7 protein-coding genes are annotated in these 9,802 nt (G+C 35.0%); 3 read left to right on the forward strand and 4 right to left on the reverse strand.

The genetic code is table 11. The features are described from left to right. Positions 1-42: 42 nt before the first annotated feature. Positions 43-1,428: a UDP-N-acetylmuramoyl-tripeptide--D-alanyl-D-alanine ligase gene (locus ACQKOF_RS15710; protein WP_427558841.1), complete on the reverse strand. Its 1,386-nt coding sequence runs from the start codon at positions 1,426-1,428 to the stop codon at positions 43-45. Between the two features lie 132 nt (positions 1,429-1,560). Next, entirely contained in the window at positions 1,561-2,949 is a 1,389-nt protein-coding gene (locus ACQKOF_RS15715; protein ID WP_427558844.1) for a UDP-N-acetylmuramoyl-tripeptide--D-alanyl-D-alanine ligase, read from the reverse strand. Positions 2,950-3,098: 149 nt separating this feature from the next. Here ACQKOF_RS15715 and ACQKOF_RS15720 point away from each other — a divergent pair, with 149 nt between their 5' ends. After that, entirely contained in the window at positions 3,099-4,304 is a 1,206-nt protein-coding gene (locus tag ACQKOF_RS15720) for an ATP-grasp domain-containing protein (protein ID WP_427558860.1), read from the forward strand. Between the two features lie 100 nt (positions 4,305-4,404). Here the strand turns inward: ACQKOF_RS15720 and ACQKOF_RS15725 are convergent, their stop codons facing one another. Then, positions 4,405-6,663 carry a YheC/YheD family protein gene (locus ACQKOF_RS15725; RefSeq protein WP_427558846.1) on the reverse strand — a complete coding sequence of 753 codons (2,259 nt, stop codon included), beginning with the start codon at positions 6,661-6,663 and terminating at the stop codon, positions 4,405-4,407. Positions 6,664-7,062: 399 nt separating this feature from the next. Next, positions 7,063-7,494: a hypothetical protein gene (locus tag ACQKOF_RS15730; protein WP_370044867.1), complete on the reverse strand. Its 432-nt coding sequence runs from the start codon at positions 7,492-7,494 to the stop codon at positions 7,063-7,065. A 571-nt stretch (positions 7,495-8,065) separates the two neighbouring features. Between ACQKOF_RS15730 and ACQKOF_RS15735 the strand changes: the two genes are divergently transcribed. Both ACQKOF_RS15735 and ACQKOF_RS15740 read left to right on the forward strand, forming a co-directional pair. Beyond that, a complete protein-coding gene (locus ACQKOF_RS15735; RefSeq protein ID WP_427558849.1) occupies positions 8,066-8,608 on the forward strand; it encodes a sigma-70 family RNA polymerase sigma factor in 543 nt (180 codons plus the stop codon). 2 nt (positions 8,609-8,610) lie between these two features. Beyond that, positions 8,611-9,672: a DUF4179 domain-containing protein gene (locus tag ACQKOF_RS15740; protein WP_427558851.1), complete on the forward strand. Its 1,062-nt coding sequence runs from the start codon at positions 8,611-8,613 to the stop codon at positions 9,670-9,672. The last annotated feature ends 130 nt before the right edge of the window (positions 9,673-9,802 follow it).

Raw genomic sequence — 9,802 nt, forward strand, 5'->3', positions numbered from 1 at the left:
ATAGAAAAAAGAAGCTTTCCTTAAGGAAGCTTCCTTTTTCTATTATTTATTTTTTAACTGATTCGCAAAGTCTATCATAGATTTGCTAGACATTGGACCTTTAATAAGTACAATGGTTTCACTATCGAGCTTATGCTTTAGTATATCTAAAACGCCTGTAACATCATTAAACATATGAACATCTGCCTTGGTGCCATCCTTCAACGCTTGATTCGCAATATTTTCTGCTCTTTTGCCAATAGTAATAAGCGTATCAATATTTCTTTTCGCGACCATTGTGCCAATCTCTCGATGATATTTTTCTTCGAAATTTCCTAATCTCTTAATGTCACCTAAAATAAGAATTACTTTTTTCCCTTTTCCTATCGTATCTAAAACCTTCAGTGCTGCTTCAACAGAAGTCGGGTTATTTGTCCAAGTATCGTCTACTATAGTACATTCACCGATGCCTGTAGAAACTTCTAAGTGTCTTGCCATCGCTTTGAACGTTTTTAATTGCGAAATTGCGACAGCAATGGAAAGTCCCATTTCCTTTACGGCAGCTATAGCCGCTAATGCATTATATACTTGGTGTTCTCCGTATCCTGGAACAAATAAATTGTATTTGTTATTTGACACTTTTAGTACAAATTTCATCCCGCCTTTTGTGAATTGGATATTCGTAGCTTGATAATCTGACGTTTCGTTGACGCCAAAGGTAATAATCTTTCCTTTAAATTTATTCAGGGGGATCTTTTTAATGTTTTCATCATCACCATTTATGATTAACGTGCCATCTTTTCTTATTCCTTCTACAATTTCAGCTTTTGCTTTTATATAGCCATCAAGATTTATACATCCATCTAAATGATGGACACCGATGTTCGTAATAATACCAATCGTAGGTTGATAGATCATACACTGGTGTTTAATATTCCCTATATTCCCCAGTCCTAATTCAAAGACAGCTGCTTTTGTTTTCTGATCGATCCCCGTCAAGTACGGTAAGGATTGCCGTGGCTCATTTTTACTGCTGACAGATGCTTGAACATTCCATTCCTTACTAGCTATGTGTTTAATCATTTCTTTCGTTGTCGTTTTACCACATGTTCCGGTTAAAGCAACGACTGGTATTTGAAATAGATTTCTGTAATAATCCATAAATTCCCAATAGGCCTGCACAATGCTCTTGACGCGTATAACGGTCGTATTCTTCAGCGCATTTTTTAACTCTTCTAATGATTTATCAGAAATGACTAGAGATGGCCCCTTTTGATCTATTTCTTGCCAGTTGATTGTATCACTTTTACTAACAAACATAAGTGTATGATTTTGAGTCAGTTCATGTCGGTTATAATAAATTGCATGTTTAACAGACCAGTGTTCAGAACCGCTTAATAATTCTCCTTGTAATAATTTTCTTATATCGCTCACACTTATATGTTGCAAGTTAACTACGCCCCCTTTCTATAAAGTATATTTCTGAATAAATGAGTATCATAGTTTATGCATTTCTAACAATTGACTATAGAAATGCTCATTCTAGTAAATGATGAAAAATAACATTTATTTAGGTGAAATCTATTCAGATGATTTTTTTATTTTTAAATCATCTGCCAACTTAGAAACTTCTTTACTATACATATCACCTTTAATGAAAAGAATCGTATTTTCATCTACAATATCTTCTAACAATTTATAGACGCGCGTACTATTTTTAAAAATATACACAGGTGAACTCAATCCTGCCTCAATGGCATGAAGCGCCATAATGCTTGCATGTTCTCCTATCGTAATAAGTACATCGACCCCAATTTCACTAATTAATTCTCCCGCTTGTTCGTGAATAATATATCCCCAAGACCCTAAATCTGTAATCGTCCCAATAATGGCAATCGTTTTCTTGCCTTCTCCGAGCGCATTCAAAACCTTTAATCCTGCCTCTAAAGAAGTAGTCGTAATATTCCAAGTATCATCTATTAACATGGAATTATTAATGCCCTTAAACACCTGAAGCTGCTTATTCAGTTTTCGGAATGATTGCAGTTGTTCAGCTGCTAAAGAAATCGGCAAACCCATTTCATAAATAGCTGCAATCGCAGTGAGCGCATTATATACTTGGTGCTCGCCATAACCTGGTACATAGATTTCATAGAGCTTCTTCTTGTGATGAACGTTGAACAGCATACCATTTTTGTGGTAGCGAATATGACTTGCTTGAAAATCACAGGATTGATGCTTGCCTACTTTAATAATGCGTCCTTGAAACTTCGATAAGTCTATTTTACTTGTATTGATATCTTCAGCATTAAGAATTAAGGAGCCTGTAGGACTAATAATGTCCAGCATTTCACCCTTTGCTTGGATATACCCCTCTAGAGTTTTACAATAATTTAAATGATGTGCTCCTATATTTGTAATGATCCCAATAGTCGGCTTGAAATATTCCCCTGCAAGTTTGATGTCCCCCGGTGAACCAACTGCAGTTTCAAAAACGGCTGCGTCGGTATGATCATCAATATTCAGTAAATATTGCAAAGAAGCAGTTCTAGAATTACTGCTAAGTGGCGTGGATGCTACATTTTTTTCAGCAGAAAGTATATGTTTGATCATTTCCTTTGTCGTCGATTTACCAGAAGTACCAGTAATGGCTACGACAGGGATTTTAAATTGATTGCGATAAAAATTTACAAACTTCCAATAGGCCTCATCTGTATCTTCTACTTTAATGATGATTATTTGCTCAGGTAATTCATTTTGACTGTATAGTCTATCGGTTACAAGCACTATGGGATAAAGTGACTCATAATCTTTCCAATTGACAATACGCTTATTTGTAAAAAGGGCGGTATTTGGTCTTTTCACTTGCTTCAGTCGATAAGCCCCATGTTGAATCAACACTTCCTCCGACCCTTGCACTAAATGGCCTGCAGTAATGACTGTTAAATTCTGCACCGTAAGAGGCTTCATATTATTTTCCCCTCCTTTCCACTCTAGTATATGTACCTTCTTAAAAGTTGCTTGGATGTATGCGAGATACATAACTAGAGGAAATCTATTTCTTCGCATATATATATAGTTGATTAAGTATCTAACGAACAATAGAAGGAGTGATATACCTGAAAACGATTATATTTATCGGCACTAACAAATCCGGGTCAAGTCGTGAAGCAACAAGAGCAGCAGAAAAATTAGGTTATTTTACAGTCCTTTTTACAAACAACGAAAAGCAGTTACAGCAGAGAAAAGCCTACCCAGATATTCATAAAATGATTCTTATTGATACTTCGAATATAGAAGACATGAAAGATGAAATTTATAATTTAACTAAAACCGGGTTGGAAATAAAATCTATTGTTAGTTTTGTCGATCCTTTTGTCCATATTGCCTCAATTTTATGTGATGAATTTTGTGACAACTATACGTCTTCAACAGCTATTGAAATGATGGAGGATAAAGAAAAAACTAGAAATTTTTTAAAGAATCAGCCTTATTCTCCCAAGTTTTATCTTCTCAAGCCAAATGAGCCCGTCTCTAATAACTTAGACTTTCCACTTATTGTGAAATCTCCAAAATCAACAGGCTCCAAAGATGTTTTGTTAGCAAACGACTCAGATCAACTGAAGAAACACCTGAGCCATCTACGAAACAAAAATCCTCGAGAAACAATTATGATTGAAGAATATATCGAAGGTCCGCAATATTTAGTAGAAGCACTTGTCTATAAACGGCAAGCTCATGTTATCGGTATTATTGAACAAGAAATTACTCAAGGTAAACGTTTTATCATTACTGGTTATGGTGTTCTCGTTAAAGCTCCTAAAGAAATTCAAACTGGTCTTGAGGAAGTTCTCCAATCTATTGTTAAAGCGTTTAACATCGAAAATGGTGCTCTGCATTTAGAGCTTCGTTTAACAAAGAATGGCTGGAAGCTTATAGAGATTAATCCACGAATCTCAGGGGGAGCAATGAATACTATGCTTCACGCAGCTTTTGGATTTAATTTAGTGGAAGAAACACTTAAATTATTTTTAGGTGAACGCCCCGATATCAATCCAAAGCACAGAAAGTTTGTCTATACAAAATACGTCATTGTTGAAAGTAAAGGTATTTTAGAAAAAGTCCTTGGAAGAAATAGAGCAACTAATTCTCCAGGAGTTGTAGATGTATATGTGAAGCCGAAAAGAGGGACATTGTTGATTCCTCCATTATCGATGGGACATCGTTATGCATATGTAATTGCGGAAGGTACGACATTAGCTGAAGCTAAAAATAAAGCCATTAACGCCGCCAAAGAAATACAGTTCGTTCTAAAAGTATCTTAGATTGAAAATGCCTTCTGAACAATGTTCTCATTATTTAACTATAAAAAAATATCCCGAATAATTGTTTCCTTCGAAAGGTCAATTACTCGGGATATTTTATTTATTCTTGAAATTTTTGATCTAAAAATTTAACCGTGTCAAACATATTTGTTTTACTAGCACCCTTTACTAAAATGGTATCGTGGGGTTTTATTACTTTCTCTAAGAGAGCATGCAAATCATCCTTGTTGAGGAAATGATAAATTTTAGAAGGATCCATCCCTATAGCCTTCGCTGCTGCTCCCATTTCCTCCGTTCTAAAACCATAAGTGATGAATAAATCTATGTCCTGCTCGTAAATGTATTCGCCCACTTTACGGTATTCCTCTTCTCTCAAATCCCCTAATTCTCGCATTTGACCAATAATAGCAACTTTACGTTTCTTCGCTATATTTGTAAGAACATCAATAGCAGCACGTACGCCCTGAGGATGAGAGTGAACGGTATCGTCAATGAGTGTAATGTCATCGCGACAGTTATAAATTGTTAATCGTCTAGGTGGTTTTTTGAAATTTAGCCCTGCTTTAATATCTGCTGGACTAAATCCTAAAAAATCTGCAACCGCAACAGCATTTAGTGCATTATAAACATGATGTTCTCCTAAAATTGGGACATACATTGCAATTTCCTGCCCATGCAGCTTTATTTTAAAGGTCATACCGATGTCCTTATATTGAATATCATAAGCTTGATAGTCCGCTGTTCTATGAATTCCAACAGTTAAGATTTTTCCTTTAAACTGTTGTGTCTCTAAATACTTAGAATTATCATCGTCCTTATTTAATATTAATAAACCGTTTTGGTCCATTCCATGTATTAATTCCGACTTTGCCTTGGCCACTCCTTTAATATCTCCATCAAAGTTACCCACATGAGCTAAACCGATATTTGTAATAATACTAATATTCGGTTGGATAATGTTACAGTGATTTGTTATGATACCTGGATAAGCCATTCCATACTCAAGCACAACAGCCTCGTGCGAAGCATTAATTTCTTCTTTATGTTTTTTCGTATGCTCTGTTGTATTCCAATAATCTTTTGACTCAAAGATATTCCATTTTTCCGATAAAATGGAGGCTAGGAATGCTTTTGATGTCGTTTTTCCAGCACTGCCGGTAATCGCGATAATCGGTAAAGCCTTTTCTTCTGCTAAATTCTTTTCTTCTGGTAAAGTTTTTTCTACTGCTAATGCTTCTTCTACTAAAGGTTCTTCTACTAAAGCCCTTTCTTCGGATGAATCCTTATTTTTCCTATGTTGCCTAATTTCCCTTTTAATTTGCTTCTGGTTCTTAGCAAGGTACATTGCATACCTTATAGTATTGATGACCACATCTAATTCTAAATAAAAAGCAGGAGGGCAACCTGGTCGCCAGTTTACTTCATACATCCAAATTTTTCTTTGCTCATCTAAGCCTACATCAATGCCAATTTCATCAATAACTTCTCCAAATTGTTCCATCTGAATTTCATCTAAATGGCGAGCCAGTGACAAGGAAAAATGCTCTAACATACGCCGAATATCGTAAGCCTCATCTTTAAATTCCTGCTCTAAAAAAGGATCTAAATAATTCGTAAAACCACCATTGTTAATATTCGGTATAATCGAGCCATTTGGTGCAATTCGCGGATAAACCGTCGTTATAACCCATTCACCCTCACCATTTTTTTGAACATGTAGACGAAAATCATAAATTTGACCTGATTTTGTTTTTGATTGAATATAGGGCTGCACAATAAATGTGCCTGTAGAAAGTTGCCCTCTAATTAATTCATCTAGCTGTGACTGTGAACAAACAGTAGTTTCCCTATCCTTCTTTACCTCAAAGTTAGTTCTTCCTACTTTCGAAATAAAATAAATCCCTTTTCCCTTCCGGCCATCTATCGGTTTAAATACGACTTTTTTATAAAAAGCCATAAATTTATGGAGTAAATCAACATTTTCCACAACCTCAGATGGAATTAAATACTTTTCAAATTCCTTTGCTTCTTTAAGTCGCTTCATAACATTCCATTTATTCCCTATAGAATGAGTTGTAAAAGGTATTTCCTTTTTCAATTTCTCAATAATGTCCTTTGATACCGATAATTTTTCTGGACTTCCTGCATTGTATATAACATCTGGAAAGGGCATCATTTTTTCATGCCAATCACCATTTTCATATACCTTTCCTCTAATAGAACGTTTATCAAAGTCAACGCTTTTTGGTGTAAAGTAAAAAAATTGAGCCCCTTCTGCTTGTGCAACGGCCGCAAATGCATATGACTTAAGAACAGTTCTAGGATCTAGACGATGATGCAACATTCCGATAATTGTCATTCATTAATCTCTTCCCTTCATAGGATTCTCTCTCTAATAAATTCAATGAATACAACGTGCACCTAGACAGATGCTCTAATTATTATGTTATTTTAGTAATATCAATTATGCCTCGGCATAATTGCGTCCGAAATCGGCTTTGTGCTTAGGCCAGCAAATGTTTTTTGTGCGAAAGCGTAGTGCTAACGTAGCGGCAGCAACAAATGTTTTTTGTGCGAAAGCGCAGTGTTAACGTAGCGGCAGCAACAGATGTTTTTTGTGCGAAAGCGCAGTGTTAACGTAGCGGCAGCGGCAGATGTTTTTTGCGCGAAAGCGTAGTGCTAACGCAGCGGCAGCAGCAGATGTTTTTTGTGCGAAAGCGTAGTGCTAACGCAGCGGCAGCAGCATGAAGTTAAAATTTCACCATTTGGGCTCAATGATAAATTTCCCTTTTAACATGTCAGGCTTTAATAACTGAATCGCAGATATACCACTTAATTCAATGGATTTTTCTGAGGATGTTCGCTCTAAGCGGACAACCTCTGCTATTAAATTTGTATCATGCCCTTCATAATCATAGGCTCGCAAAAGCGAAACAGTTCCTCGACAACTTTCTCTATCAATTGCCTCTATGCGAAAAAACTCTGTTTCAAATTGTTTTACCGTATCCATTAACCTTAAATGAGTACCGTTGTGTGTTATTAAAAAAAAGGGAATCGTATCACTTCCCACTATTTTCACAAGCAGCTGACCAAAATATTTAGAATGAAATTCCTTTATCATATCCTGGAGTGCTTTTATGTCGTAGAGCGCTTCACATAGAAAATGGTTTCTTTTGTTTTCATTATTCATTTCCTCCGCTCCTTCCAAGTCTTAATGAACCATTTATCAATAATTTTTAAAATTTGCTAGCCATAAACACGAGCAGTTAGACTCCCCTACAAGATTTGAAACAAAAAATACTATTGGAAGATCAACTGCCCTTAAAAGTCCGATTGGTTCAACAAACAATGAGGGCCCTTTCATTGATCGAAGTTTCACTTTATTCAACATCCTCTCGTTATAATATGTAAAGACAAGAAATATGACGACTTTTTTCGTTTTACATATAAAACTGGTCCATTATATTTAATATGCATGCTTCAAAAGAGAGAAAAGATTTACACTATTCTCCTCCGTTTTCTTAAAAAAATGTAATAGCAACGGACATCAGATAATGCCCCTTTTACGAAAAATCAAATTAATTTAAAAAGATTTTTATTCCAGGATAGCTTTCAATAAAAAAAATCGTATTTAATAGTGAACGATGAAATTCATAGATGCCTCACCTGTTTGCCTGGATCAGCTTTAGGATAAACAATATTTCTGTTCACTGAATCAATCAAACGAGTGAGAAGCGACTTAATTTAGAAAGGAGTTTGTTATGAACATACAAGCTGACAATGTCGTTTATGAACTACAAAATCACAATGAACATGCTTTACATTTCATCATTGAGCAATATGGTGGATTACTAAAAAGCATCATCACTAAGCATCTCTTTCCTTACTTAGAGGAAGTTGATGAATGTTTGGATGACACACTACTTGCTATTTGGCAGAATGGTGAATTTTTCGATGAAGCGAAAGGATCTTTTAAAAATTGGATTGCGATTATAGCAAAATATAAAGCGCTTGATCGAAGAAAAAAATTACAACGTTATAATGAACGCTATATTTCAACATTAGAATTTGAAGAGTCTATCACAAATACTGAGAGGACAGAATTAGAAGACGTAGAAGAGCTTTTACAACATTTATCTGTTGAGGACCAATTATTATTTAAAAAATATTATTTAGATAATGTAAATTCCAAGAACATTGCAAAAGAGTTAAATGTGTCTGTCCCCGTTATACATAACAGACTTTCTCGTGGACGTCATAAGCTTCGGGCATTAAAACAAAAATGGATTTCAGGGAGGCTATAAAAATGAGTGAATTATTTAAACTTTTTAATCGAGCAAAAATTCAAACAGAACAATATGATGAAACACCGTTGTCCGATTTAGAATTAGCACGTATAAAAAAACGACTACATCCAAAATTGAAAACTCAAACATCAAAAAAGAAGAAGATTACAGTTTTAAGTGGCGTAGGTGTTGCTTTGCTTGCCGTTACAATAGCCATTAATAGCCCAAATGCACTTGCTAAATTGCCGATAATAGGTAATTTCATTGAACAATATATGAATCATCCAGGTGTTAATGACGATATGTATACAACGTATAAAAATATAATCGGACAAACAAAAGAAAATAAATATGGAACCTTAACGTTAAATGAAGTTATGTTAGATCAAGGAATACTTTTCATCACTACTACTTATCATAGCAATAAACCTGTTCCAAACTCGGAATATCTTCAAGGTAATAAGCACCTTCCAGACACAGATTACCTGCCCCTTTTCCCTGAAATAAAATTAGATGGGAAGGAAGTAGAGTCTGGAGGAGGAGCAGGTAATGATAAAATCGATGACCAAACATTTGTCATTTATAGTCAGATTAGCATTCCAAATATAGAGCTGTCTAAGCCACATGAAATTCAGTTTTCTTTTAACACATTAAACGATAAAATTAGTGACCCTTGGGAATTTAATTTCACTGCCACAGGTAAAGCCATTGCGGCTAAAACAACAGAAACCATGATTAATCAATCTTTTTCTTTACCGAACGGACAGAAAGTTGTAGTTGAAAAAATTACTCAATCACCAGTTTCATTAATTCTTTATTATCATATGTTTCCGGCGCCTGACAAGACAATGGATTATGATGTCCAATTTAGATTATACGACCAGAATAATAATCAGTTAGGTCAATCTTCTTCTCAAACAATGCTTGAAAACTCTACACTTCGATTCCAGAAGAAAAACATGGAACCAATAACAAATATTACACTTGTTCCTCACTCTATTAATGTAAAAAGTGGCGTTCCTAAAAAGGATGTTGTCAAAGTTTTTCATGAGTATACAATTACTACACAATTGAACAAATAATATCTAAGTCTACCAATCTTGTAAATATAAAAAAGAAAGAGGCTGGGACATAACTAAATGGTTCCTTCATAAAGCCGAATAATCTCTAAATTAACAAAACACGATAAATAGAAAAACCGAACTATTTCGA

The organism is Lysinibacillus sp. NPDC093190 (assembly GCF_050280425.1).
GTDB lineage: Bacteria > Bacillota > Bacilli > Bacillales_A > Planococcaceae > Lysinibacillus.

What these genes read in the sequence shown, in the direction of transcription:
- ACQKOF_RS15730 (WP_370044867.1), bottom strand. Translation starts at nt 7,494, where the DNA reads ATGAATAATGAAAACAAAAGAAACCATTTTCTATGTGAAGCGCTCTAC.
- ACQKOF_RS15740 (WP_427558851.1), top strand. Translation starts at nt 8,611, where the DNA reads ATGAGTGAATTATTTAAACTTTTTAATCGAGCAAAAATTCAAACAGAA.
- ACQKOF_RS15735 (WP_427558849.1), top strand. Translation starts at nt 8,066, where the DNA reads ATGAACATACAAGCTGACAATGTCGTTTATGAACTACAAAATCACAAT.
- ACQKOF_RS15715 (WP_427558844.1), bottom strand. Translation starts at nt 2,949, where the DNA reads ATGAAGCCTCTTACGGTGCAGAATTTAACAGTCATTACTGCAGGCCAT.
- ACQKOF_RS15725 (WP_427558846.1), bottom strand. Translation starts at nt 6,663, where the DNA reads ATGACAATTATCGGAATGTTGCATCATCGTCTAGATCCTAGAACTGTT.